Origin of the sequence: Nakamurella sp. (genome assembly GCF_044224575.1) — a bacterium.
In the GTDB taxonomy this organism is placed as follows: Bacteria; Actinomycetota; Actinomycetes; order Mycobacteriales; family Nakamurellaceae; genus Nakamurella.
On sequence record NZ_JBGAKE010000020.1, the window covers coordinates 31,871 to 57,885 of the forward strand.

A 26,015-nucleotide genomic window follows, 5' to 3' on the forward strand; every position below is an offset into this window, starting at 1 on the left:
GGGATGCTGATCGAATGTCCGAAACGGCATCCTCGGTCGCGACCCGGGCCGTCGACCGGGCCCGGCGCGACCGAGGCCTGGGGCTCGCGACCGCGCTCGTGATGGGCGTACTGGTGGTGCTGGCATACACGGCCGCGGTCGGGATCGAGCGGCTGCTCGGCCGCACCGGTCCGCCCGGCCTGGCCACCTCGGTCGTGGTCACCGCCGTCGTCGCCCTCGCCTTCGAACCCGTTCGGCGGCGAACCCGCAGGCTGATCGGCCGGCTCACCCACGCGGACGACCGCTCGCGCGCCCAGGTGCTGGCGGGCTTCCTCGACTCCATCGGCGGCCGGACCGCGGTCGTCGACCTGCCTCGGCGCATCGCCGCGGTGGTCGGCGAAAGCACCGGCGCCGAGCACACCGAGGTCTGGGTGACGGTCAACGGCGAACTGGAGGCGGCGGCGTTCTGGGAAACCGACCGTTCCGGGGTCACCGGTGGCCCACCGGGCGAGCCCGCCCGGTACGAATTCGACGTCCGGGATCGCGGCGAGCGACTCGGCCGGCTGATCGTGGTCATGCCGGCCGGCCCGGGTCTGACCACGACGGAGCGCCGGCTGGTCGACGGAGTTGCCGCGCAGTCCGGCCTGTTGCTGCGGGTCGCCGGGTTACGGGTCGAGTTGCAGCGGCGGATCGACGACCTGGAGCAGCGTTCGGCCGACCTGCGCCGCGCCCGGCGGGCCCTGCTCGCCCGGCAGGACGCGGAACGCCAGCGGCTGGAACGCAACATTCACGATGGCGCGCAGCAGGAGGTCATTGCGCTGCTGGTGAACCTGCGCCTGGTGCAGACGCTGCTGGCCCGGGCCCCTGAGCGCGCCGGAAAAGTGCTCGACGCCCAGGCCGAAGCGTTCGACTCGGCCGTGGAGACCCTCGGGGAGCTCGCCCGCGGGCTGTACCCGAGAATCCTGACCGAACAGGGACCGGTCGCGGCGCTCCGGGCCGCCGCGCGGCGTAGCCCGGTGCCCGCCACGCTCACGGTCGACGAGATCCCCAGGTTCTCCAGTGATCTCGAAGCAACCCTGTACTTCGGCGTGCTGGAGGCGATGCAGAACTCCTCGAAGCATGCGGCGGCCGGCGGGATCCAGGTGGACGTGCACCTGCTCGACCGACTGGTGAAGGCCGACATCTCCGACGAAGGAGTTGGTTTCGACACCGACGTGACGACGGCCGGACGTGGCCTGGCGAACATCCGGGACCGGGTCGAATCGATCGGCGGCCGGCTGACCGTCTCGTCCGCCCCGGGCCGGGGCACCCGGATCAGCTTCGAGCTGCCCACCCCCGATGGGCGGTGACCGCGTGCGTCGCCTCGGTTGGATCATGTTCGGTGCGACCTGCCTCTGCGTCGTGGCTCAGGGCATCGCGCTGCTCGGCTCCGGCGTGTCGTTCTGGTCCTACGACGTTCTCGTCGACCAGGGATTCCCGCTGCTGGCCATCGGATCCGTGCTGGGCGCGGCGGTCGGCGCCCTGATCATCAGCCGTTACCCGCGCAACATGGTCGGGTGGCTGTTCGCGGCCGGCCAACTGGGCGACGCATTCGGCCTCGCGTGCAAGGCGGTCGTGTTCACCCTGATCACGACCGGCCGGCCCGACGCCATCCCCCGTGGGGTGCTGTTCGGCTCCCAGCTGTTCGGCGCGTTCTTCACGGTGGCCTTCCTGGCCCTGATCTACCTGCTGGCGCCGGAAGGTCGGTTGCCGTCCCGGCGGTGGCGGTACGCCCCGCTCGTGCCGATCGGCGCGCTGCTCGCTCAGGACGTCGTCCTGCTGACCTTCCCGCCCGCGGTCTTCGTGGGCGACGAGCCGGCCGAGATGGGTCCGGCGGCCGTCGCCGTGTTGATCACCAGCAGCGTCGCGATGGCGGTGGCGATCGGGCTCGGCGCGGTGGCCGTGTGGCGCCGGCTCCAGGTCGCCACCGGCGAGCGCCGCCAGCAGCTGCTCTGGCTGGCCGCCTCCGGTGCGGCGTTGACGGCGACCTACGCACTGCTGGTGGCCGTGCAGCTCACGGTGGGTGCCGCGCCCTGGTACACCGTCCTGCCCATCTATCTGGCCTACATCTTCGTGTCCGTCAGCATCGGTATCGCCATCCTGCGGTACCGGCTGTACGACATCGACATCATCCTGTCCCGGGCCATCGTGCTGGCCGTGCTCGGCGTCTTCGTCACCGCCGGGTACATCGCGGTCGTCGTGACGATCGGCTGGGCCCTGTCGGCGTTCGGGGCGTCCGGTTCCGACCTGTACTGGCCGTCGCTGGTGGCCTCCGCGCTCGTCGCCGCGGCCTTCCAACCGTTGCGCCGGCGGGTCCTGCGGTGGGCCGACCGGCTCGTCTATGGACCCCGGGCCGCGCCCTACGCGGCGCTCACCGGGCTGAACCAGGAGCTCGCGAACCGGCCCAGCCCGGCGGCAGTCCCGGCCCTGGTCGCGGAGATCGCCGGTCGCGCCGTCGGCGCGGTCCGGGCGGTCGCGACGGTGGGCCCCACCGACGATCCGCTGGTGACGTCCACCTGGGCCCGGCCGAACGCCCGCCCGGCGACGCGGTCGGTCGAGCATGCCACTACGGTGACCGATCTCGGTGAACCGATCGGCTGCGTCAGCGTGGAGGTGCCGGCGGGTCGCGGGTTGCGACCGTTCGAGCGGGCCCTGCTCGACGACATCGGCCGGCAGGCCGGGGTGGCGTTCCGGGGTGCGCTGCTCGAGGCCGAGGTGGCCGAGCGGGTCGCCCAGGTCGAGTCGTCGTCGGCCGAGCTCGAACGCTCGCGCCGCCGGTTGGTTCGGGCCGAGGACGAAGCCCGCGAACGGTTCGCCGCGGACATCGACGAACGGGTGGTGCCGATGCTGAGGTCCGCCCGGGATGGCCTCGAGAGTGCCGGACCGGACGCGGTGGCCGGCGCGATCGACGACGTCGAGGCGGCCCTGTCCGAGCTCCGGACGGTGGTGCGCGGGGTGTTTCCCGCCCTGCTCGAGCGGCGCGGGCTGGCGCCGGCGTTGTTCGCCGCCTACGAGCGTTCACCGGAAGTCGTCCTGGACCTGGCCGGGCTACCCGACGAGCGACTGGACCGGGACGTCGAGGCGGCCGCGTACCTGTTCTGCGTCGACCTGGTCCCCGGCGACCGGCCCGGTACCGTCCGGCTGGCCGTCGTCGACGGAGCGCTGACCGGGCAGGTGTCGGGTTCGGACCGCTCGCCCGACCGGTGGCTGCGCGTCCGGGACCGGATCGCTGCCCTGGACGGTGCGCTGACCATCGACGGACCATGGGTATACGCGGTGATCCCACACGTCCGCGCCGCCCAGTGAATTCAGCGACAACTCGCCCCGGTACCGCTCGGGCACCGATCGGCCGCGAGCCAGGGCGATCATGTCAGTCGCTCGGCGTCACCACAAAGCCGGGCCCGGCTCACCGCACCACCCATTATTAGCGCGGCTCATAGCGCGTTCGATTCAATGCAAACCCTCGATTCACAGAATTTATACACACCAGATCACCTGGTTCAACCGAACACCGGACGCCGCCGATGACAACAGCGGATCCGTAGGGAAGGGTCTCCCGATCCGGAAATTCAGTCAGCAGGTCGGTCCCACAACCGCTGATCTTGGGGCTCCCGTACAACTCGAGGTAGACGGTCGTAAACGCCAAGTTCTCACAGCCAAGCGCCGGGAAGTCCTGCTGCCACATGAAGCAGACCACCCCACCGCTTTCGTACTGCGCGATGTTCTGCACGCAACCCATGTTGCCGTCCGGAGTGTCGAACGCCCCTGACCAACCGACCGCACCGTCATCGGTCGTCACCGAGCCCGCTGGCGCCGTCCCTGGCAGCGCGGAAGTCGATTGACTCGGTGCGGCCACCACCATGGCCGACACCGACGATGTGCGAGACTCGGACCCCTGCGCCGGCACCGACGTTCCCGCGAGCGCGGACGCCGTCGATGCCGATGCCGATTGACTCGCGATAAGAGTTGATGTTCGAGGCGTCGTCGATGATTGGTCAACGAATTGGTCCGAGCAGGCAAGCGTGTCGTCCGCAGGCTCGGTTCCGGTGACGCCGTCCCAGTCGCGCTGGGTCAGTGCCCGCCCGGCCAACCTGCACGCGCCGCTGATCAACGCACCGTCCGAAAGGTCCACAATCTCAAGAATCCCTGGACGTCCACGACCGTTGGCCGCGAATACCGCTTCCGTCACGATATACAGGCGCTGGCCATCCGGCCCGAAGACAGCGCGAGTCTTGCGACCGAGCCGGTCCCCAGGCGGCAGGACGGCCAAGGTGAAGCCCGATTCGAGATCACTAAGGATCATAGATGAATCGGTACGTTGTCGAACGACAATTGATCCGCTCGGACTGCCTGTGGTCACCAGATACCTTGAGTCGGCTGCGATTGTTCGTTCAAGGGCGCGGCCGGATTTGTCCCATATCTCGAGTGCGCCGTCGCTTCGCTGCACCAGCAGTCGGCCGCCGGCATAGGAAACCGACTGCGCCTGCTCGCTGTCGATGACATGCTCGGTCGTCCCTGATCGAATATCGACAACGCTCGTGGAACCGGTTGGCGAAACGATCGCGGCGAGCTCCGTCGCGGGGTCGATCGCGACGCCATCGTAGGGAACCCGGTTGAAGTCGGTCGTCTCGACCTGGGCCCGGCGGACCTGCACGGCGTTCGGGGAACCGACGTCAACGATGTAGATCCTCGCGAGATCATCGACGGCGGCGATCTCCCGGTCATTCAGCATGCTCGACGCAATGACGACGCTCGAATCCTCCGGCCCATCCAGGTGCTTGGGAAGACGGATCGGCGTCACACCCGGATGCGGGCTCGCCGCGTCGCTCGTCGAGGGCAGATAGAGGTTGTCGCCGGGCTCATCCCAAAACAAGTTGGGCCCGACCGAAAACCCCAATGCGTCGAAGACGGCCGGGCTGCTCGGGTTTGCTATGTCGACGATCGTCCCGGTCGAGCCCACGGCCGCCACGGACTCTTCGTCGGGATTGACCGCGAGGGCCGGGAGCGGGCACGCATTGCACGATCCCTCCACCGAGACGTCGATGCGCCGGACCGATCGGGAGGCTTGATCCAGATTCCACAGGACGACCCTGTCGTCCGAGGCTGCGGCAAGGTGGCGCGTATCGCCGACGAATTGCAAGGTACCGACGTTGACATTTCGGGCGCCATTGAGTTCGATCGCAGTCGGACGATCGGCCCCGGCGGCGCCTACATCAGACACGTAGATCACACCGCTATCGTTGACCGCGAGTGAACGGCCATCCAGGCTGATGGCCAGCTCGGTAGGCACCTCAATCGGAGCAAAGGCGTTGCCCTGCGGCCGACGCGGATCGAAATCCGCACTCGCACTCCATACCGGAATCAGGTCCGGTGCATCGGTCACTCCGTTGATGCTGGCGAAGTACTCACCGTTGCGCGAGAGCCCGGCGGCCTTCTGATGCACACCGTTCTCCAGATTCCCACCCGACACGGATGTCCAATCCGACAGTTTCAGACGCTGCCAGCTGGACGGATCGAGGACGGTCAGTTCGTCGCCGGACAAGGCAATATCGAGCGGACGCAATCCCAACAAGTGCATCGACGTCGGCGCGCCGCCCTTGAGGTCGTACACCAGCAGTTGACGCGGAGCGCTGGACAGATCGTTGGGCTCCGTCTGAACAACCATCATGGTCCCGGCTGGATCGACCTTGACCAGCTTGGCGTCTTGTCCTTCCGGTGCTTGGACATGAAGCAGCTGTGTTTCGTGCTTGAATGCGACGATCTCGGTGCCGTCGGTCCCGGCCACCACGGCGCCATCGGCGTCCGATGCCACCGCGACAACCGGCGCCGGCAGAGTCGACAGGGCCGCTGTTTCGGTCGCGTCGACCCGTCGCCTGATCAATTCCCCGTTGCGCAGGCCAGCCACAACAATTCGGCCGCCATCGGCCATTTGGAGAGCGTTCACCCGGTCGGCAAATGCGAGAAAGCGCTCCAGCGAAGTGTTCGAGTGTTGCGCGCGTACCAGCGCGGATCTCGTTTGCGGATTGTTGTCAAGCTGATGGGCCTGCACCGCGAGCAGGTTGGCCAAACCCAAATCGCTGTCCAGAAGCGCGTTCGAGCTGGCCGCGAGTTGCCGAGCCAACGCCTTCCTGTTCTCCGCGACCGCAATGTTTCGCTGCACTACCGCCAGCGCGGCCGCGGCGACGGCAAGCACGAGCAAACCAACCAAGAGCGCAATCGCGCCTCGGGTGACCCGTAGAGTCCTGCGGTGCTCCCGATCGGCGTCACCCGACATTTCCTCCTTGGACTTTTCATGCAATGTCGGAGCAAGATCCTTTACCAGCCGAAGATATTTTTCCTCCAGCAACCTCGGGTCACTCTCCGACGAGGTCCATCGAGCGTCCAGCCACAGCGGCACCCGTGAATAGGCGCGGGCAAGCACATCGGGAAGGGCATTCGAAGCGACTAGGTCAACACCTTGATCTCGATCATCTTCTATGATCTCACCCTTCGCTACCACCACAAGAATGGTCTCGATCGATCGATTCTTCAACCACCAGCCGACTTCTCTGCGCACCCCCGAAGAAGCACGCGCCTCGGGCGAGGCGATGAGAATCAGCCAACGCGCCCGCGCCAACTGACTTTCAATTGTCGTCCAAAGGTCGGGGTTGGCCGACAAGGATTGATCGTCATGGAATATCTTGAGCGCCCGTCGCTGGTTCCAGCGCTTAGCGTACCGCTCAAGTCCTCGCCTGACAGCGAACGCCGCCCGGCGATCCCGTTCGTTATGACTGTAGGATATGAATCCGTCGTACCCTTCGCGGATTTCGCCGGAGACGACCTTGCCTCCCGAATCGACTGTCTTCATTTCGCCCCCGAGTATGCCTCGAATACTCCGTGCCAGTCATTGTAGGAAGCTTCACGCGGTTGCCGCACCTTCTTTTTCCCTGCCGTATTGGTAGCCCGCGAGGATCGCGGGCGAACCATAAGGCGCGCCTCTGCGGCGATTTGTTTCTATTTGGGTGATTCGACTGATAGGTCTGCCGCGATGCCACCAGCCATCGACCAGCAGGCCTCCTGGCAATGAGGATTGTCGAATTCGGCGCGAGGTCGCCCGGTGATCACCGACCAGATCGCTCCCGCCAGAGCGTCTCGAGCCGCTCGGGGCCGAACGAGGCCTTCGGCACGTAGGCGCTCGCCCCGCAGTCGCTGATCAGGTCGGTGAACTCGGCCTCGTCGTAGGAGGACAGCAAGACCACCATGATCTCCGGGTACCGCTCCCGGAGCAGCCGGCTGGCGGTGACCCCGTCCATCCCGGGCAGGTTCAGGTCCATCAGGACGAGCTCCGGGCCGGTGCGTTCGATCCCGTCGATGGCCTGCTCGGCGGTCTCCACCGCGTCGACCACCTCGAACCCGTCGATCGATTCGACGACCGCGGTGGCGGCGGCCCGGAACGGTCGCTGGTCGTCGACGATCAGCACGCGCACCCGCGGGTCCGGCTCCGCCACGGCGATCACCTCCTCGACCGGCTTCGGCTCGATCACCACTATCGATCATGCGCGGCCGCCGGCCCGTCGACAGGGGGTTGGCCGCACCGTCGGCGGCGGTCAACCCCCGGCCGGGCCACCGGATCGATCGCGGCCGAGGGTCGTCGCCAGCCAGTCGTAGACCACCTGGTTCCAGACCCGCTGGCCCATCGCCCCGCAGTGCCCGCCGGCACCCTGCGCGGCGGTGAGATTCAGCAGGGTCGCCGCCGTGCCCGTCATCGCCTTCTGCAGCTCGGGTCCGCCGCCGCCGACGAAGTCGCCCTCACACTCGACGAGCAGGGTGGGGCAGGTGATCCGGTGGGCGACGTCCAGCATCGTGTACCGGCGCAACTCGGCGAAGTAGTCCGAGATCCGGGTCAGCCCGTGCACGGCCATCCGGGCGCCGAAGAACTCCCGTCGGTCGGCGTTCATCCGCATCTGCGCGTTGACGACGGCCGGGGCGACCGTGCCGACCAGGCCCGACGGGATCTTGGTGCCCATGTCCGGCTGGGCCGGGTCGCAGACGAGGGCCGCGAGGCGCGGCTCGAATGCCGCCGCCCGGGGCGCCAGATAGCCCGCGAACGACCGCCCGACGAGCACCAGTTGATCGGCTCGGACGTCGGGGCGGGCGGCGATCAGATCGACCACCGGCGACAGGACGACCTCGAAATCGGGACGCATCCACAGCCGGTCGCGGTACAGGGCCGCGCCCTGGCCGGGTCCCTCGAAGACGACGGCGTTGTAGCCCCGCTCCAGTGGACCGGTCAGGTAGACCAGCCCGTCGTCGGCGGTGGAGTCGTACCCGCAGGGGGCCAGCACGGTCGGCCGGGGCGTGCCGGAATCGTCCGGGGCGAAGAAGTACGCCTTGAGAGTGGTCCCGGCGAACGGCACCGCGAGGGTCTCCACGTGCAGGTCGAGCAGCGGGATCGCCGCCGTGAACGCGGCGACCTGGGCGGCGTAGGCGCGGTGCAGGCTGGGGTCGGCCAGGTCGCTGCGGAGAAAGAAGTAGGACTGGCGGTAGTACTCGGCGGCCCGCAGGTAGGCGCTGCGGGCCGATGCCCGATCGCCGGCGGCGGAGGCCGTCTCAGCGATCCCACGGACCGCCTCCGCCCGGCCGAACCACGCGTTGTACCAGCGCTCGGCGTCGGGCTTGCCGATCTCCCTTGCGGTCGCGAATGCCTCGCCGAGGTCGGCGAACCCCGCGTACGAGGCGAGCAGGGTCCGCTGGAACTGGCCGTCGTAGTCCGCATTGCCGAAGGCGACCGTCGGGACCTTCGCCATCGGTCAGTCCCCGTCCCATCCGCGTCGGGTGGGCGGCAGGCCGGCCGCGCCGGATTCGTCCGGGCGCACGGCCAGGATCTGGTCGACGCCCATCCGGTTCTGCGCGAACGCCTGGCCCCCGCCGATCAGGTACAGCCGCCAGATGCGGGCGCTCTGCTCGCCGATCATCGCCACCACGTCGTCCCACCGCTCCTCGAGCGTGCGCAACCAGCCCTGCGCCGTCCAGCCGTAGTGCTCGCGCAGCGCGTGCACGTCACGAATCTCCAGGCCGGCGGTGGCGAGCATCGAGACGGTGGTCCCGACGGGCTTCATGTGCATGTCGGGGGCGATGTAGGTCTCGATGAACGGGCCCCCGCCGGAGTGCGACTTCGCCCGGGACATCTGCTGCACGAGCGCCCGGCCGCCGGGCCGCAGCACGTCGTGCAGGATGCGGGCGAAGACCGGGTACTCACCGTCGCCGACGTGCTCGCCCATCTCGATGCTGCTGACCGCGTCGAACGCGCCCCGGTCGGTCGGGCTGCCGATCAGCTCGCGGTAGTCGGCCAGCCGGACGGTCACCCGGTCGGCCAGGCCCGCGTCGGCGACCCGCTTGGTGACGTAGTCGTGCTGGGCACCGGACAAGGTCACGCCGACCACCTCGGCGCCGTAGTGCTCGGCCGCGTGATGCACCAACGATCCCCAGCCGCAGCCGATGTCGAGCAGCCGGCGGCCGTGGCCCAGGCCCAGCTTGCGGCAGATCAGGTCGAGCTTGGCCCGTTGCGCGTCGTCCACCGGCTGGCCGGGACCGCCGGTGAAGTACGCGCACGAGTAGGACATCGTCGGGCCGAGCAGGAGCTCGTAGAACTCGTTGGACAGGTCGTAATGGTGGGCGATCGCCGCCCGGTCGCGTTCGCGGGTGTGCTTTCCGCCGCGCAGCCGCGCCTCCGCACCGGGGCGGGGTGGTCGCGGTCCGACGGCACCCAGTCGGACCGCGGCGGCGGCGAGCCGGGGATAGTCGGTGACGTGCAACCGCGGCCGGCGCAGCGTTCCGTCGCGGGTCGCCGACCACATCGCGGCGAGGCCTTCGGCCAGGTCGCCGTCGACGTCCAGGTCGCCGGTGACGTACCCCTCGGCCAAGCCGAGTTCGCCCGGCGACCACACCAGCCGGCGCAACCCACGGCGGCTCACGACGAGGGTCGGGGCTCCGGCCGGACCGGTCTCACTGCCGTCCCAGGCCCGGATCCGGACGGGCAGCGGGCCACCGAGCACGGATGCAGCGACGGCGGCGATCCGCTCGGCGGGGGTGTTCGGCACCGTGACCTCCGCGGTTGTCGATCGGGCGGGCGCACGACGCCCCGCAGGGGTCGAGTGCATCACGACGCGACCGACCGGCAACCGCCGGGTGGTGCGGCGCCGCCAGCCGTCGGCGGTTCAGGCATCGCTGCCTGAATCGCTGCGTCGGGATCGGCGGCGGCGCCGCGGTTTCGGCCCGACCGGCACCTTACGAGGGGCCTCGGCCGGGTCACTGCCCAGTCAGCGGGCGTGCGGGCGGACGACCAGCACCGGCCACCGGCTGTGCCCGATCAGGCTGTGGCTGGTCGACCCGAGCAGCAGTCCGGCGAAGCCGCCACGGCCCCGACTACCCACGACGATCATCTGCGGGTCCGGTCCGGCGGCGTCGGCCCGCAGCAAGGCCTCGGCCGCGCGCCCACGCCGCACCACCGGCTCGACGACGACGTCCGGGTACTTGTCCCGCCAGCCGGCCAACTGCTCGGCCAGCAGGGCATGTTCCTTGCCGTCCTCCACCAGGTCCAGCGGCGTCCCGGCGGCGACCAGTCCGCGCAGGTCGGCGTCGTCCCAGACGATGACCGCCTGCAGCGGCACGCGCCGGCGATCGGCCTCGTCGAAGGCGAACTCGACGGCCGCCTCGCTGATCCGCGATCCGTCGACACCGAGCCGCACCGGCCCGTCCGCCCCGGACGGGGCCGCCGAACCGTTCGGGATCACGGCGACGGGCGAGTGCGCGTGGGCGGCCACGTGCACGGCGACCGATCCGAGGACCACATCGGGAATGCGGCCGCCACCGCGGGTGCCGACCACGGTCAGCGCCGCCCCCCGGGACGCCTGCACCAGGACCGGCCGCGGGTCGGCCTGGACCAGCCGGTCGGTGATCTCCAGATCCGGGTGGGCGGCGTACAACTCGGTCCTGGCATCGGCCAGGATCTGCTCGCCGGTCGCGTACAGGCCGTCGGTCAGCGCGGTCGGGACCGTGTACCCGATCATGCCCACCGCGGGAATGCTGTACGTGTGCACCAGGTGCAGCGACAGGCCGCGGAGCCGGGCGTCGTGGGCGGCCCAGCGCGCGGCGGTCAACGATTCGGGTGATCCGTCCAGCCCGACGACAATCTGCGACCGGATCCCAGTCATGGTCGAACTCCTCGTCCGGACGACCGCCCGGCCTGTGATCTGGACTCGTCGGACGTCCTGACCTCAGCCTCCGCCCGCCCCGATCTCGCGGCCAGGGACGAAGGTCCTCACCCGACCGGGCCGGGCAGACCTGCGGAACATCAGCCGCCCTCAGGCCGGCCGAGTTTCCGCACCCACGGGGGCGGTCGGCGCGTCGGCGCCGTCCCAGGCGGCGCGCACCCGCCGGGCCGCGGCGACCGGATCGGGGGTTCCGCAGATCGCGCTGACCACCGCCACCCCGGCCGCGCCGGTCGACCGCACCAAGGCCGCGCGGCCCGCGTCGATCCCGCCGATCGCCACGCACGGCATCGGGCTGCGCCGGACGATCGCGGCGAGGGTGTCCAGCCCGCCCGGGTCGGCGGCGTCGGGCTTGGTGGCCTGCCACCAGACGGGACCGACACCCAGGTGGTCGACGGTGCCCGGCGGCAGCGCGGCGGCCGCATCCACGTGGGCCAGGGTCTGCACGGACAGGCCGAGGATCGCGGCCGGGCCGAGCAGCGAGCGGGCGGCGACCGGATCGAGGTCCCCCTGCCCGACGTGCGCCCCGTCCGCGCCGATCGCCTCCACCAAATGCACTCGGTCGTTCACGATCAGCGGCACTCCGGTACCGGCGAGCGCCGCGGCCACCGCCCGTCCGAGCCGGATGAGCTCGTCGTCCGGGGCCCGTGGGTCGCGCACCTGCACCACCGTCACCCCACCGCGTACCGCGGCATCGACGGTGGCCGCCACGCCGCGGGTTCCGCACAGCACGGTGTCGGTGACCAGGTACAACGTCAGATCGACCGGCCGCGGCACCGAAATCAGCTCAGCCGCACCCGGGCGGCCAGCTCGGCCGGCGTGAGCGTGGCGAGCTGGTCCAGCAGGGCAACGGCGAACGATCCGGGACCGGCCGTCGACGGCGACGACGCGGCCGCGTCGGCAGCGACGGTCAACGTCGCGGTCGCCGCCACTGCGGCCACCAGGGGGTCGTCCAGCACGGCAGCGAATCCGGCGATCATGGCACCGAGCGCGCAGCCGACCCCGGTGACCCTGGTCAGCAGCGGATGCCCGTTGGCCACTTTGACCACCCGCGCGCCGTCGGTGAGATGGTCGACCGGCCCGCTGATCGCCACGACGGTGCCGTGCAGTCCGGCCAGTTCGACGGCGGCGTCCAGCGCGGCCTCCGGGGTGTCGACCGAATCCACTCCCTTGCCGCCCGCCCCGCCGGTCAGCGCCATCACCTCGGAGGCGTTGCCGCGCAACACGGTCGGGCTGTCGGACAGCAGCTTGCGGGCGATCTCGGTGCGCCAGGCCAGGGCTCCGGCGGCGACCGGGTCCAGCACCCAGGGGGTGCCGGCGTCGGACGCCGCGCCCACCGCCTGCTCCATCGCGGCGGTGGTGTCGGCGTACGGAGTGCCGAGGTTGATCAGCACGCCGCCGGCGATCCGGGCGAACGCGCCGGCCTCCTCGGGGTTGTCCACCATCGCCGGCGCGGCTCCGACGGCCAGCAGCACGTTCGCCGTCCACTGGGCGACCACGATGTTGGTCAGGCACTGCACCAGCGGGGACCGCTCGCGCAAGGTGGCCAGGGCGTCGGCGCAGTCGCCGGGACCGATGCTCGAGGTGTTGGTCATGCCCGGACAGTACGACTCGGCGCAGCGACCGGCGGGTGCGGGTCGGCCGGCCGGCCGATCGCCGCGCCGGCGGGCCTCGGGCGCTACTGCCGCGCGGGTGTCCGGTCGTCGACCGCCCGGTGTTCCCGCTGCGCCAGTTGATGCTTCGTCGGCTTGGGCCGGATCGGCCACCAGGTGAACCAGCCCATGTCGATCGCGGTGGCCGGCACGAGCAGGGTGCGGACGACGAACGTGTCCAGCAGCACGCCGAACGCGACGATGAACGCGATCTGGGCCAGGAACAGGATCGGGATGACGGCGAGCGCGGCAAAGGTGGCCGCCAGCACGATGCCGGCGCTGGTGATCACACCGCCCGTCACGGCCAGGCCGCGCATCATGCCGTCATGCGGCCCGTGGAAGGCCACCTCCTCCCGGGCCCGGGTCATCAGGAAGATCGAGTAGTCCACGCCAAGGGCAACCAGGAAGACGAAGGCGAACAGCGGCACCGCCGGGTCCGAGCCGGGGAAGTCGAACACGTGGTTGAACATCAGGGCCGACACCCCCAGGGCCGCGCCGAAGGACAGCACGGTTGCAGTGACCAGCAGCAACGCCGCGATGAGCGAGCGCAGCAGCAGGATCAGCACGAACAGGATGGCCACCAGCACCACCGGGATGATCACCGTCAAGTCCCGCGACGAGGTGTCGTTGGTGTCGACCTGGATCGCGGTGGTCCCGCCGACCAGCACCTGCCCGTCGGCGCCCGGCACCGCGTGGGCCGCGGTGCGCACGGCCCGGACGGTGGCCTCGGCCTCCTCCGAATCCGCCGCGGCGGACAGGGTCGCCTGGATCTGCACCTTCCCGTCGACTACCAGCGGGGGGGCGCCGGCGGCCTGCGGGCCGGTGCCGGCGGCGGTCAGGATCTGCGGTTGGCCGGAGATGCCGTCGACCGCGCCGACCGCTTCGACGACGTCGGCGGCGACCGACTCCGGGGCGATGATGACCACCGGGTTCCCCGATCCGCCGGGGAAGTGTTCGGACAGCGCGTCCTGGCCGGCGATGGAGTCCACATCGGTGAGGAAGACATCGGTCTGGGCCGTGCCGGACGCCTTGAAGGTGGGCACGAACGCGCACAGCGCGCCCAAGACGATGACGGTGATGATCCAGATCCGGCGCGGGCGGCGGACTACGAACACCGCGACCTTCTCCCAGATCCCGGGCTTGCTGCGGTGGGTGATGGCGTGCGTGCCGCCGACCTGCTCGGCGACCCGCGGGACCCGCGGCCAGAACAGCCAGCGGCCGGCCATCAGCAGCGCCGGCAACAGGGTCAGGGCGGCGACGAAGGAGCAGGCGATGCCGATGGCGCCGACCGGGCCGAGGCCCTTGTTGGAGTTCAGGTCGGACAGCAGCAGGCAGAGCAGGCCGATGATCACCGTGCCGGCGCTGGCCGCAATCGGCTCCAGGCAAGCCCGCCAGGCCCGCTTGATCGCGGTCCAGGTGGAGTCGACCTTGGTCAGCTCCTCCCGGTACCGGGAGACCAGCAGCAGCCCGTAGTCGGTCGCGGCGCCGACCACGAGAATGAACAGGATGCCCTGGCTCTGGCCGTTGAGCGCCAGGACGCCGTTCTTGGCCAGCAGGTAGACCACCCCGCCGGCCGCGGCCAGCGCGCTGATCGAGGTGAACAGCACGACGAACGGCAACGCGACCGCGCGGTAGACCAGGAACAGGATGATCAGCACGGCCGACAGCGCGACCAGCAGCAGCAGCCCGTCGATCCCGGCGAACGCGGCGCCCAGGTCGGAGATGAGCCCGGCCGGGCCGGTGATGTGCACCTCGCCGCCGGCCCCGGCGTCGGCCACGGTGGCCTCGGCGGAGGTGCGGATCGCATCGACGACGTCGGTCAGCGGGTCCTTGCCGTCGGCTCCGACGGTCGTCACCTTCTCCTCGGACAGCGGCACGATGACCAGCGCGGCCTGCCCGTCCTGCGCCGGGATCACCGGGATCGGCGCGGCCTGGCCGCCCGTCCCGTCGACCAGGAAGTCGCCGACGGTGCCCAGATCGGTGCCCTTGGCGCTGGACACCGGCTGGCCGGCCAGCGCGGCGGCGAAGGCCTGCCAGGCGGCGAGCTGGTCCGGGGTGGCCGTCGCGCCGTCGGCGGTGGTGAAGACGACGAAGGCGGGCAGCTGACCGGAGTCGTCGAACGCGCGCGCCGCCTCGGTCGCCGCGACCGATTCCGCGCCGGCCGGCAGGAATGATTCCTGATCGTTGGACTGCACCGAGGACAGCGACCCGATGGCCGGGCCGCCCAGCCCGGCGATCGCCAGCCAGGCCACAACCACGGCGATCAGGCCGACCGCGCGCAGCACCGCGGACCGCCGGCGCGGCTCGCGCGCCGGCGTCGATTCGTCGCCCGGCGCGTCGAGATCAGGTTCGGGTCCGTGCATGGGCATTGAGTGTCCGTTCCACTGTTTGGTCCAGTTTCCTACCGCATCTGCCGGCATACCGGTGCCCGCTCCGATTCGGATGCCGATGCGGCAAGTATGGGCGGATGACGCCGGTCGCGCCCCGGGTCGCCAGCTCCGCCCCGGCCGGGCAAGGCGGCCCTCCGGCGCCGGGGCGGCCCGCCTACAGGAGGCCGAGCGCGCGGGCCCGCTCCACCGCTTCGCGGCGGTTGCTCACGCCGAGCTTGCGGTACATCGATCGGAGATGGGCCTTGACCGTGTTCACCGAGACGAACAGGTCGTCGGCGATCTCACCCGCCTTGAGCATGGTCGGCAGATACTTGAGGACGATCAGCTCGCGCTCGGTGAGATGTTCGAGACCACCGTTCTCGCGCGGCGGCTCATGGGCCTCGCCGACCAGGCCGGTCACGAAGGCCGGGTGCGCCCCGTCGAGCACCAGGTAACGCCGCAGCATCCCGGTCAGCCGATCGCCCAGCATCAGGAAGGGTCGGCGGATTCCCTCGGCCTGGGCCAGCTCGACGGCCGCAGTCAGCTCGGTGAGGGCGACCCCGTCCCGGTGCTGGCGTTCGGCGAGGACCGCCAGCAGCAGCCGGGCGAACACCACCGGCTCGCGGTACTGCCAGCCCGGTTCGGTGAGCGGGCGCAGGACGCCATCCATCCGGTGCAACGCGCCCGTGTCCAGCAGGGCGCGGGCCAGCCAGACCCGTTGCCAGGCGGCCGAGAACCCGCGGTCCGGGGCAAGCTCACCCAACCGGTCGATCGCCTCGGCCGGTCGCCCGTCCAGAATCATCGCCGAGGCACCGGCTGCGTCGGCCCAGCGCCGCATCCGGATCGGGGTCCCTGGGGTCCGCGCGATGCCGGCCCGCACCCTCGAGTCCGCTTCCAGCGCCGCCGCGCCGTCGCCGCGCAACACGGCCACTTCGACGGCCGCGATGGCCAGCCCCAACCGGACGGCCCGATCGGTGTGGGTTCCGGCAGTCCCGGCCAGCCCTCTGGCGACCGCCTTGGCGGCCTGGTCCGTGTGGCCACGAGCGGCCAGGACCAGGCTCAGCGCCAGGTGCAGCGACATTCCCTGGATCTCGGAGCCCCACCCCCGGCGGTCGACGTTCTCCAGCGCCACCCGCGCGCGACGCTCCGCCCGACGGCACCGACCGACCATGGCGTCCAGCAACGCGTGGTAGGACAAGGTGTTCAACACGGCGAGTTCCATGCCGAGATCGCCGAGCTGCTGATCGGCGTCGGCGAGTGACCGGTCGGCGGCGTCGATGTCGTCCGTCCAGAGCTGGCCTACGCCGAGGTTGCCGGTGGCGACCGCGCGGAAGTGCCGGCCCAACGGGATCTCGCGACGGGGCGTCTGATCGAGCATGTGCAGCACGCCTCGGCACAGCTCGATCTGCCGAGCCGAGTTGCCGCTCATCCGGCAGGCCGCCTGGTCGAACAGGTCCAGCACCACGGTGGCCGTCCCCCGCAGGTCGGCGGGCGCGGCGTCCAGGTACTGCCGGGCCTCGGCCGTGTCCCGACTCATCGAGCCGTAGTCCCGGCGCTGCATGTGGAAGGCCGAGGCCGCCAGCAGCTCGAACAGTGCGGGGTTCTCGTTGGCCCGACGCACCATCGGCTCGATCGCCTTGGCCAGGGCAGGAGCCTGCACCGACAGGATCAGCGGAATGCAGGCCAGCATCGTGCGGCCGGCCCGGTCCCAGTCACCCGCCTTGATCGACGAGCGCACCGACTCGATCGGGTCGCCATGGGCGGCCTGCCACGCCGCGACGCGCCGATGCAACTCGGGAACGCCGTCGCGCTGCTCGAGCATCAACCGGTGCCGCAGCAGATCCCGCAGGAGTGGATGGAACCGGAACCACCGGTTCTCTGTGTCCAGCGCCGTCACGAACGTGTTGGTCGCCTGCAAATGTTCCAGGAGCTGCTGGCCGTGGGTGCCGCCGGTGATCGCGTCGGCCAGGTCGCCGCAGACGCGGTCGACCACGCTGGTGTGCAGCAGGAACTCTCGTTCATCGGGCGCAACCCGTTGCAGGACCTCGCCGATCAAGTACTCAGCGATGGCGCGGTCGCTGCCGGTGACCCGTTCCACGCTCGCATCCACGTCGTCGGGGTCCAGAGACATGGCGGCCAGCCGCAACCCGGCGGCCCACCCCTCCGTGCGGGCGTAGAGGGTGTCGAGCTGGTCGTCGCGCAACCGGAAGCCCTCGATGGCGAACAGCTCGGCGGCCTCCGGGCGGCTGAACGCCAGGTCCCGGCTCCGGATTTCGACTAGCTGGCCCGCCACCCGCACCCGGTGCAGGGGCAACACCGGATCGGACCGGGTGATCAGCACCAGCGTGAGTCGGGCCGGCGGTCGCTCCAGCAACAGGCCGACCGAGGCGAGCACCTCGGGGTTCTTGATCAGGTGGAAGTCGTCCAGGACCAGGACCAGACGCCGGCGCAGATCGGCCAGCCCGGCCAGCACGATGTCCACCTCCCGGGCGCCGAACACGCTGGCCGGGATCACATCGTTGAGCGCGCTCCCGTCGGGCAGCGCACCGCTGGCCCGGATCGCGGCCAACAGACCCGACCAGAAGCTGTGCGGAGAGTCGTCGGTCTGGTCAAGGGCCAACCAGCCGATCGCGTGATCGCTCTGCCGTCGCCGGACCCAGGAAGCCACAGTGAGGGTCTTGCCGAACCCGGGTCCGGCGCTCACCAGGGTGAGCGTGTGGTCCAGTCCGCGGTCCAGCATCGCGTCCAGGCGCTGCCGCCGGACGCCCTCGACCAACGAAGGGAGCGTCGCTGCCGCGGTCGATCGCGTATGCGTGGCCGTCGACAACCCTCATCACCCTCATAGCCCTTGACGCCTGCCGATACGAATACGGCATAACGCAACTAACCGACTTCTACGATTTTCGCACTCACTGATCTGGAGGAGCGTACAGCGAGCTGTGGCCCATTCTATGAACGCTCAGTGAGATCCGGTCGGATCTGCATTACTTCCACACCACGACCCGGAGGGTCAACCATCCGGTCGGGGTGACGCGGGCCTCGCCACTCCCAGGAGACGATCGGGACCGTCGGCGCTTGGTCTGTGGACAGCGAGGGAATCCCCTCGGGTGCCGGGAGGCAACAGGGTTCGGGAGGAACGCATGTCGACACTCGAGTACGAGATCAGCGTGTCCGGGGAGTTGCCCGACACTGTTCTCGACGAGGTCGAGAACTTCTCGGTGGAGGTCGTTCCGGTTCGCACCGTCATGCGTGGTCCGGTGGCCGACCAGGCTGCGCTGCACGGAATCATCAACCGGCTGCAGAGCCTCGGCCTGGATCTGATCGAGGTCCGCCGCATCGGCGAGACCAACGAGTGACCGGCTGATTGACGATGGCGGCCATCTACGAGTTCCACGTTGCGGGTCAGGTCGGCTCGGTGGTCCGGTCGGCGTTGCCGGAGATGGAGACGTTCGAGCAACGGTCGGGACGGACGCTGCATGGCACAGCCGCCGAGCGGCGGGAGATCGACCGGCTGCTGGAACTGATCCAGACCTTCAACCTGATCGTGCAGCGGCTGCAGATCTGCGTGCGCCCTGATTCGGCGTGGCCCCCCGCCTACCGGGGCGCCTCGCTCGCGGACGCTCGCTCAGAGGTCGGTGGCGATGTGCCAGTCGTAGACGACGGTGGTGCGCAGCGCGACATCCTGGAGTGACCGGCGCTTCGGGCTGAAGATGACCCAGGCCAAGCCGACGGGGAAGAAGACGCAGAACCCCGCCCGGACGAGGGCGTGGGCCCAGCCCAGCTTGCGATTGCCGTTCGTCAGTACTCGCAGGCCCATCACATAGCCGCCATAGCTGCGTCCGGTCGTCACCCAGGCCACGGTCAGGTAGAGCACCGAGAAGCCGAACCCGAACGCGATGGTGAGCCAGACCGGGACGGTCGGCCAGGTGAAGTTGGTCGGCGACCACACCAACTTGGCCAGCACCAGACCCAGGTAGGCCATCGAACTGACGACGATGACGACGGCGAGGTCGATGCCGGCGGATGCGGAACGGGTAACGATGCCCGCCGGCCGTTGCTCCGTCTGCCCGGTGTTGTGCCCGGTCATCGGACGGCTCATCGGCCGACCTTCCCGGAACGCCTCGCTAGCTCGGCCCTGCCGGCTCGGCCGGACCGACGAGAGCGTTGATAATTCGCTCGCTGGCGCTCGCTCATCGGCCCACCCTCCCGGAACGCCCCGCACGCCCGACCGCAGCGGAAGGGCCGGGCCGGCGTGAGTAACCAGGATTCACGCGCTGGCGCTCGCTCATTGCGGCCCGCTCCGATCGCTCGGCGGCAGCGCGCGCCCGTTCGTCGACGTGCGGTGGAGGACGGGTGACTCATCGATCGGTGGTGGTCCGATCGGCGAGCCGTCGAGCTGGCGGCGACGGCCCAGCATCCGGCCCACGAACTGCCCGATGGCGTCGTCCGCGTTCTGACCCTGCACCCGGACCCCGTGCACGGCCTCGGAGGCCAGGCTGCCGGTCGAATCGCGGATGATGCCGGCGAGGTCGATGCCGTCGACGACGTTCTCGGCGATCGGGATGAGGTCGATGCCGTCGATCACCTTGTTGGCGATGCCGATGATGTCCACGCGCCCGATGGCCGTGTCCAGATCGACGCGGGCGACGATCGCGTTCAGGTCCAGGCCCGTCACGATCCGCTCGATGTCCACCCCGGCGACGATCTCGTTCAGGTCCAGCCGCTGCACGATGGCCGCGATGTCGACGCCGGACAGGACCTGGTTCAGATCCACCCGACCGATCACCGCCGTGAGGTCCACCCCGGCCAGGACCCGGTTCAGATCGACCCCCGCCAGCACCCGGTCCAGATCGACACCGGCGACGATCTCCGTCAGGTCCAACCGCTGCACGATGGCCGCGATGTCGACGCCAGCCAGGACCTGGTTCAGATCCACCCGACCCAGCACCGCATTCAGATCCACCCCGGACAGCACCGCGTCCAGATCCACCCGGGCCAGGATCGGGTCCAGTTCCACCCGACCCAGCACCGCATTCAGATCCACCCCGGACAGCACCGCGTCCAGATCCACTCGGGCCAGGATCGGGTTCAGTTCCACCCGACTCAGCACCGCATTCAGGTCGACCTTGGCCAGGATGGCGTCGATGTCCAGCCGTCCGACGAGACGGTTGAGGTCGACATGCTCGAGGATCGCGTTGAGGTCCAGGCTTTCGACGATGCGGGCGATGTCGAGCCGGTCGACGATGCCGTCCAGGTCAACCCTGGCAACGGCGCCGTCCAGGTCCACCCGGGCGACCGCTGCATCCAGATCCACGGCGGCGACGATCCGATCAAGTTCCACCCGGTCGAGCACGATGCGGGTCAGATCCAAATCGTCCAGGGCGGTCCGCACGATCGAATCGATCACCGGAGACAGCGTGCCGACGAGCCGGTCGATGAAGCTCGTGAGGCCATGCGACGCGCTCGACGGTGGCGCGCTCGGCGAGGCCGGTCCGTGCGGTTCGGTCGGTCGCGGCGCGGCCAGCGAAACGACCTCCGAAACCGCGGTTTCAGCGGTGCGGACCGCGAGCCCGGCTCCCCATCGCAGCGGACCGGTCGCCGCCCAGGCCGCGCCCACGGCACCGCGGGCCATCGACTCGAGCCGGCCGCGCCGAGGCGCTCGTGAAGCCGACCCCGACCGCGTCGTTGGGTCTGGCTTGGTCACCGCAGCGCTCCTTCGTCCGGTCCTTCCCATCATTGTTCGTCACCGATGCGCGCATACGCGCCACCCGGGCGGGATGAGCCGTATTCAGCGTCGCACAGGGCATCGAGATCTCGTTCGCGGGCGGGGCGGCGGCTCAGTCGAGGCGCGAGCGGAACTCGGCCGCCGATGCCGGCGGCGATCAGGTCCCCGGCGCCCGCCACCCGGCGGCCTGCGCCTCGGCGATCGAGCAGAACCAGCGCTCACCCTTCGCCTCGTCGATGCTCGTCCGGTCGTAATCGCGGGTGCCGGGCAGGTGGTAGATCTTGCCGTTCGCGCTGATGTTGCCCTTGATGTCGCAGCCGTTCGGGCCGGCCTTCGCGGCCGTTGGCGCCGTGGACGGCGACGGCGTGGACGGCAACGGCGTGGACGGCGACGACGTGGTCAGCGTTCCCGACGGCGCCGGATTCCCACCGCAGGTCGCCACGCTCCAAAGGCCCAGCCCACCGGCGGCCGCGGCGGCGTAGGCGGCCCGGTACGCCTGCTGGTTGGCGTACGCGTTGTCGTAGGTGTATTCGTCGGCGTCGCCGTCGCTGATCATCCGCAGCCCGACATCGGTGCCGTCCGGCAGCATGACGTACCGCAGTAGCCGGCCGTAACGGTCCCGGTCGGCCTGGGTGGGGTCGGCGACCAGCGTGACGGTTGCCCCGTCCAACAGCCGGGCGGCCGCCTCGGTCGACTCGCCGCCCCAGCACTCGTCCGTCTCGGGTGCGTTGATGCCGATGATCCGCACCTTCTCGTCCGTGCCGTCGATCCGCACGTGCAGGGTGTCGCCGTCGACAACCTTGAGCACGTAGCCCGACGTGGGGGCGATGCTCCCCAGATCGGACGCAGTGGCCGCCGAGGTCGAGGCGGAGGTGAGGCCAGTGGATCGCGGCGGGTCGCCGGTCACGGACGAATCGCCGGCGGCCGGTCGAAAGATCCCAGTGGCGACAACGGCGGCGGCGATCATGACCACGGCCGCAGCTCCCACGGCAACCGTCAACCCCCGGCGCGCGCGGCGGCGCGGCCCGCCCGACATCGTCATCGATCCCCCTGCGCCCGACGTCCCGATCGCAGCGTACGTGCCGGGACAGCCGGACATGCCCGACGATCGGCCAACGGCAGCAACTGGATCCGAGTTCGAGCTCCCGCACTCGCACCGTCCCAGAGGCGCGGAACAACGGCCGGCATCACGCCCGCGGATGTTCCGCGCCCGACCTGGACCGACCGATCAGACGGTCAGCGGAACGGTCTCGTCGACCGGCCGCACGACCAGCGCGCCCGGGTCGTCGTCGTTGACGTCGACCCGCACGGTCTGCCCGTCCCGGATCCGGCCGGCCAGTAGCTCGCGGGCCAGCTGGTCGCCGATCGACGACTGGATCAACCGGCGCAGCGGACGCGCCCCGTATAGCGGGTCGAACCCGCCGATCGCCAGCCACTCGCGGGCGTCGGGGGTGACGTCCAGGGTCAACCGCCGCGCGGAGAGCCGCTTGGCCAGCGCGTCCACCTGGATGCCGACGATCGAACCGAGCTCGCCGACCGTGAGCGCGTGGAAAAACACGATGTCGTCGAGCCGGTTGAGGAACTCCGGCTTGAACGCCACCCGGACGACCGACATGACGGTCTCCCGGCGCTGCTCCTCCGACATGCTCTGGTCCATCAGCGCCTGGCTGCCCAGGTTCGACGTCAGGATCAGCAACGTGTTGCGGAAGTCCACCGTGCGGCCCTGACCGTCGGTCAACCGGCCGTCGTCCAAGACCTGCAACAGGATGTCGAAGACGTCCGGATGGGCCTTCTCCACCTCGTCCAGCAGGATCACCGAGTACGGCCGGCGGCGGACCGCCTCGGTCAGCTGACCGCCCTCGTCGTATCCGACATAGCCCGGCGGCGCACCGACGAGCCTGGCCACCGAATGCTTCTCGGAGTACTCGCTCATGTCGATGCGGACCATCGCCCGCGGATCGTCGAACAGGAAGTCGGCGAGCGCCTTGGCCAGCTCCGTCTTTCCGACGCCCGTCGGACCGATGAATAGGAACGAGCCGGTGGGCCGGTCGGGGTCGGCGATGCCGGCCCGCGAGCGCCGCACCGCGTCGGACACCACGCGGACGGCCTCGGCCTGGCCGACGACGCGCTTGCCCAGCTCTTCCTCCATGCGCAGCAACTTCTCGGTCTCGCCCTCCATGAGGCGGCCGGCCGGAATGCCGGTCCAGGCGGCGATGACGGTGGCGATGTCGTCCGGTCCGACTTCTTCGCTGACCATGGGTGTCTCAGCGGCCTCATCCGTCGACTCGGCCGAGATGGCTTGCGAAAGTTCGCGTTCCAGCGCCGGGATGCGGGCGTAGAGCAGCTCGGACGCCTTGGCCAGGTCGCCCTCGCGCTGGTGCCGCTCGGCCTGCATGCGCAGCTCGTCGAGCTCCTTCTTCAGCTCGCCGACCCGGTTCAGGCCCGACTTCTCGCGCTCCCATCGCTCGTTCATCGCGGTGAGCTGCTCGTTCTTGTCGGCCAGGTCGCGGCGCAGCCGGGTCAACCGATCCTGGGACGCGGCGTCCGACTCCTTCTCCAGCGCCAGCTCTTCCATCTTCAGCCGGTCGACGGATCGCTGCAGCTCGTCGATCTCGACCGGACGAGAATCGATCTCCATGCGCAGCCGGGATGCGGCCTCGTCGATCAGGTCGATCGCCTTGTCCGGCAGGAACCGGCTGGTGATGTACCGATCCGACAGCGTCGCCGCGGCGACCAGGGCGGAGTCGGCGATGCGCACCCCGTGGTGCGCCTCGTACCGCTCCTTGATGCCGCGCAGGATGCCGACGGTGTCCTCGACGCTGGGCTCACCGACGAACACCTGCTGGAACCGTCGCTCGAGCGCCGGGTCCTTCTCGATGTGCTCGCGGTACTCGTCCAGGGTGGTCGCCCCGACCATCCGCAACTCGCCGCGGGCCAACATCGGCTTGAGCATGTTGGACGCGTCCATCGCGCCCTCACCGGTCGCGCCGGCGCCGACCACCGTGTGCAGCTCGTCGATGAACGTGACCACTTGACCGTCGGAGTTCTTGATCTCCTCCAGGACGGCCTTGAGCCGCTCCTCGAACTCGCCGCGGTACTTGGCCCCGGCGATCATCGAGCCCATGTCCAGGGCGATCAGCTTCTTGTTGCGCAGCGACTCGGGAACGTCGCCGGCGACGATCCGCTGGGCCAGCCCCTCGACGACGGCGGTCTTGCCGACGCCGGGCTCGCCGATCAGGACCGGGTTGTTCTTGGTCCGCCGGGACAGCACCTGGACGACCCGCCGAATTTCGGAGTCCCGCCCGATGACCGGGTCGATCTTGCCCTCGCGGGCGCGTTCGGTCAGGTCGACGCCGTACTTCTCCAGCGCCTGGAACGTGCTTTCCGGGTCCTGGCTGGTGATCTTGCGGTCGCCGCCCCGGACCACCGGGAACGCCTCGACCAGGTTGTCGGTGGTCGCTCCCAGCTGGTTGAGCAGGTCGCCCGCATCGGTGCCCGGGCGCGCCAGCGCGGCGAGCAGGTGCTCGGTGGACAGGTACTCGTCACCCGCGGCGCGCATGATCTGTTCGGCGCCGGTGAGGATGTTCGCCACGGCACGGGCAAGGCCGGGTGGCGCGACGGTAGTGCCGCTGATCCGCGGGAGACGGCCCAGCAGGGCGTCGTTGCGGCTCTTGACCGCGGCGGGATCGGCGCCGACGGCGCGCAGCAGGCCCGGGGCGGTCGAACCGGGGGTCACCAGCAGTGCGCCCAGCAGATGGGCCGGCTCCACCGAGGAGTGCCCGGCGGAGGTGGCGGCGGTGACGGCCGCGGTGACGACCTCGCGGCTCTTCGTAGTGAGGTTCTCGAGGTTCACGGCTGGTTGTTGTGCCTTTCTTTGCGCTGCCGATGGGTCTCGTCTGTCTGGATGTTCTGCGGACGCCGATACGGACCAACTTCAGCCTACCCAGACGTCCACATGATGCAACGCACAAAAGTTGAGTCTATTCCGCTCAAGATTGGTCACCAGCAAGGTCACCAACGCCCGGCCGGGCGTCCGTCGCACCACATCCGCCTCCGACGTCGACGTCACCGTCCTGCGCGCCTCGATCTCGATCGTCCGCTTGAGCTCGTTGCGGAGGTCGAGCGCGCGGTCTTCGCCATGTCACGGAGGCACCTACCGGTGGCATCGACCGGACGGGTTCCCGTTCACGACCGACGCGCGAGATCCCCGGTCACGGTCGCAGGACCCGGAACGCGCTGGTCACGTAGGGCATCCCGACGGTTGTCCCGCCCACCGCACCGACATCGTCGAGCAGGTCGGCCAGGCCGGCCTCGATGCGGGCCCGTTCGTCGTCGGATGCGGTGATGACATAGCTGCGCGACCGGACCAGGTCCAGCAGCCGCTGCCGGTTCATCGGCCGGACCCAGGACCACTGTTGCTGCTCCAGCGGGCCGAATGGGGCGGCCACCACGGGACCGCCCTCACTCAGCGCGGTCTCGGCCCGACTGGGCCACATGATCTCGGTGAGCCGCCGCACCCACGGGGTCTGCTCGTCCCGGATGTTCCAGATCAGGCCGAGCACCCCACCCGGCCGCAGCACCCGGGCGATCTCCCGCGAGCCGGCGACCGGGTCGACCCAGTGCCACGCCTGGCCAAGGATCACCGCGTCCTGGCTGGCGTCGTCGAGCGGGAGCTTCTCGGCACTGCCGACCTCGGCCGCCACCCCCGGCACGGCCGTGGTCAGCACGGCGAGCATCGCCTCATCGGGTTCGACGGCGGTCACCGTCGCGCCCAGCCCCACCGCGACCCGGGTCAGCTTGCCGGTGCCGGCGCCGACATCGGCAACCCGCGGGGACGTTCCCGCGGAAACCGGTTCGAGCAGCCAGGCGACGGCGTCGCGGGGATAGTCCGGACGCCCCGACTCGTACGAGCCGGCCTGGGCACCGAAGGACGTGGCCATCTCGTCACGATCCGCCATGAGGTCAGGGTAGGCGGGGGCGTCGAACGAATCCGGCCGACCAT

At 69.9% G+C, this 26,015-nt stretch carries 18 protein-coding genes; 5 read left to right on the forward strand and 13 right to left on the reverse strand.

What is annotated here, in order from left to right; translation table 11 throughout:
* Window positions 1-14: 14 nt before the first annotated feature.
* Complete coding sequence (locus ACILSK_RS19300; RefSeq protein WP_395728807.1) at window positions 15-1,328, forward strand: sensor histidine kinase; 1,314 nt, start codon at window positions 15-17, stop codon at window positions 1,326-1,328.
* Between the two features lie 4 nt (window positions 1,329-1,332).
* Complete coding sequence (locus tag ACILSK_RS19305; RefSeq protein WP_395728808.1) at window positions 1,333-3,324, forward strand: hypothetical protein; 1,992 nt, start codon at window positions 1,333-1,335, stop codon at window positions 3,322-3,324.
* Window positions 3,325-3,442: 118 nt separating this feature from the next.
* Here ACILSK_RS19305 and ACILSK_RS19310 read toward each other — a convergent pair whose 3' ends face one another.
* From ACILSK_RS19310 to ACILSK_RS19350, 9 genes are all read right to left on the reverse strand, one after another.
* The gene (locus ACILSK_RS19310; RefSeq protein WP_395728809.1) at window positions 3,443-6,865 is read right to left on the reverse strand and encodes a hypothetical protein; all 3,423 of its coding nucleotides are present in this window, start codon (window positions 6,863-6,865) and stop codon (window positions 3,443-3,445) included.
* A gap of 253 nt (window positions 6,866-7,118) precedes the next feature.
* Window positions 7,119-7,541, reverse strand: a complete 423-nt coding sequence (locus ACILSK_RS19315) for a response regulator transcription factor (protein ID WP_395728810.1) — start codon at window positions 7,539-7,541, stop codon at window positions 7,119-7,121.
* 63 nt (window positions 7,542-7,604) lie between these two features.
* Entirely contained in the window at window positions 7,605-8,804 is a 1,200-nt protein-coding gene (locus ACILSK_RS19320) for an alpha/beta hydrolase family protein (protein ID WP_395728811.1), read from the reverse strand.
* Between the two features lie 3 nt (window positions 8,805-8,807).
* Window positions 8,808-10,157, reverse strand: a complete 1,350-nt coding sequence (locus ACILSK_RS19325; RefSeq protein WP_395728812.1) for a class I SAM-dependent methyltransferase — start codon at window positions 10,155-10,157, stop codon at window positions 8,808-8,810.
* A 159-nt stretch (window positions 10,158-10,316) separates the two neighbouring features.
* Window positions 10,317-11,210, reverse strand: a complete 894-nt coding sequence (locus ACILSK_RS19330) for a universal stress protein (protein WP_395728813.1) — start codon at window positions 11,208-11,210, stop codon at window positions 10,317-10,319.
* Window positions 11,211-11,360: 150 nt separating this feature from the next.
* Complete coding sequence (thiE, locus tag ACILSK_RS19335; protein WP_395728814.1) at window positions 11,361-12,044, reverse strand: thiamine phosphate synthase; 684 nt, start codon at window positions 12,042-12,044, stop codon at window positions 11,361-11,363.
* Window positions 12,045-12,049: 5 nt separating this feature from the next.
* Complete coding sequence (gene thiM, locus ACILSK_RS19340; protein WP_395728815.1) at window positions 12,050-12,862, reverse strand: hydroxyethylthiazole kinase; 813 nt, start codon at window positions 12,860-12,862, stop codon at window positions 12,050-12,052.
* An 83-nt stretch (window positions 12,863-12,945) separates the two neighbouring features.
* A complete protein-coding gene (locus ACILSK_RS19345) occupies window positions 12,946-15,288 on the reverse strand; it encodes an MMPL family transporter (protein ID WP_395728816.1) in 2,343 nt (780 codons plus the stop codon).
* Between the two features lie 175 nt (window positions 15,289-15,463).
* A complete protein-coding gene (locus ACILSK_RS19350) occupies window positions 15,464-18,064 on the reverse strand; it encodes a LuxR C-terminal-related transcriptional regulator (protein WP_395728817.1) in 2,601 nt (866 codons plus the stop codon).
* A gap of 364 nt (window positions 18,065-18,428) precedes the next feature.
* Here ACILSK_RS19350 and ACILSK_RS19355 point away from each other — a divergent pair, with 364 nt between their 5' ends.
* Window positions 18,429-18,644, forward strand: a complete 216-nt coding sequence (locus ACILSK_RS19355) for a hypothetical protein (RefSeq protein WP_395728818.1) — start codon at window positions 18,429-18,431, stop codon at window positions 18,642-18,644.
* 14 nt (window positions 18,645-18,658) lie between these two features.
* Complete coding sequence (locus ACILSK_RS19360) at window positions 18,659-18,979, forward strand: hypothetical protein (RefSeq protein WP_395728819.1); 321 nt, start codon at window positions 18,659-18,661, stop codon at window positions 18,977-18,979.
* Here ACILSK_RS19360 and ACILSK_RS19365 read toward each other — a convergent pair.
* Complete coding sequence (locus ACILSK_RS19365) at window positions 18,914-19,387, reverse strand: RDD family protein (protein WP_395728820.1); 474 nt, start codon at window positions 19,385-19,387, stop codon at window positions 18,914-18,916. The two genes, ACILSK_RS19360 and ACILSK_RS19365, sit on opposite strands and share 66 nt — an antisense overlap.
* 375 nt (window positions 19,388-19,762) lie before the next feature.
* Between ACILSK_RS19365 and ACILSK_RS19370 the strand changes: the two genes are divergently transcribed.
* Complete coding sequence (locus ACILSK_RS19370; RefSeq protein ID WP_395728821.1) at window positions 19,763-20,953, forward strand: DUF4573 domain-containing protein; 1,191 nt, start codon at window positions 19,763-19,765, stop codon at window positions 20,951-20,953.
* A 217-nt stretch (window positions 20,954-21,170) separates the two neighbouring features.
* Here the strand turns inward: ACILSK_RS19370 and ACILSK_RS19375 are convergent, their stop codons facing one another.
* The 3 genes from ACILSK_RS19375 to ACILSK_RS19385 form a co-directional block, all read right to left on the reverse strand.
* Window positions 21,171-21,920 carry a thermonuclease family protein gene (locus ACILSK_RS19375; protein ID WP_395728822.1) on the reverse strand — a complete coding sequence of 250 codons (750 nt, stop codon included), beginning with the start codon at window positions 21,918-21,920 and terminating at the stop codon, window positions 21,171-21,173.
* 321 nt (window positions 21,921-22,241) lie between these two features.
* Complete coding sequence (clpB, locus tag ACILSK_RS19380; RefSeq protein WP_395728823.1) at window positions 22,242-24,866, reverse strand: ATP-dependent chaperone ClpB; 2,625 nt, start codon at window positions 24,864-24,866, stop codon at window positions 22,242-22,244.
* Window positions 24,867-25,224: 358 nt separating this feature from the next.
* Window positions 25,225-25,971 (reverse strand): class I SAM-dependent methyltransferase, encoded by a 747-nt coding sequence (locus tag ACILSK_RS19385; RefSeq protein ID WP_395728824.1) that lies wholly within the window; start codon window positions 25,969-25,971, stop codon window positions 25,225-25,227.
* Between the last annotated feature and the right edge of the window lie 44 nt (window positions 25,972-26,015).

Coding starts and splice junctions, on each gene's coding strand:
- ACILSK_RS19300 (WP_395728807.1), top strand. CDS start 15: ATGTCCGAAACGGCATCCTCGGTCGCGACCCGGGCCGTCGACCGGGCC.
- ACILSK_RS19385 (WP_395728824.1), bottom strand. CDS start 25,971: ATGGCGGATCGTGACGAGATGGCCACGTCCTTCGGTGCCCAGGCCGGC.
- ACILSK_RS19330 (WP_395728813.1), bottom strand. CDS start 11,210: ATGACTGGGATCCGGTCGCAGATTGTCGTCGGGCTGGACGGATCACCC.
- ACILSK_RS19360 (WP_395728819.1), top strand. CDS start 18,659: ATGGCGGCCATCTACGAGTTCCACGTTGCGGGTCAGGTCGGCTCGGTG.
- ACILSK_RS19355 (WP_395728818.1), top strand. CDS start 18,429: ATGTCGACACTCGAGTACGAGATCAGCGTGTCCGGGGAGTTGCCCGAC.
- ACILSK_RS19320 (WP_395728811.1), bottom strand. CDS start 8,804: ATGGCGAAGGTCCCGACGGTCGCCTTCGGCAATGCGGACTACGACGGC.
- ACILSK_RS19365 (WP_395728820.1), bottom strand. CDS start 19,387: ATGAGCCGTCCGATGACCGGGCACAACACCGGGCAGACGGAGCAACGG.
- ACILSK_RS19310 (WP_395728809.1), bottom strand. CDS start 6,865: ATGAAGACAGTCGATTCGGGAGGCAAGGTCGTCTCCGGCGAAATCCGC.
- thiM (WP_395728815.1), bottom strand. CDS start 12,862: ATGACCAACACCTCGAGCATCGGTCCCGGCGACTGCGCCGACGCCCTG.
- ACILSK_RS19325 (WP_395728812.1), bottom strand. CDS start 10,157: ATGCACTCGACCCCTGCGGGGCGTCGTGCGCCCGCCCGATCGACAACC.
- ACILSK_RS19345 (WP_395728816.1), bottom strand. CDS start 15,288: ATGCCCATGCACGGACCCGAACCTGATCTCGACGCGCCGGGCGACGAA.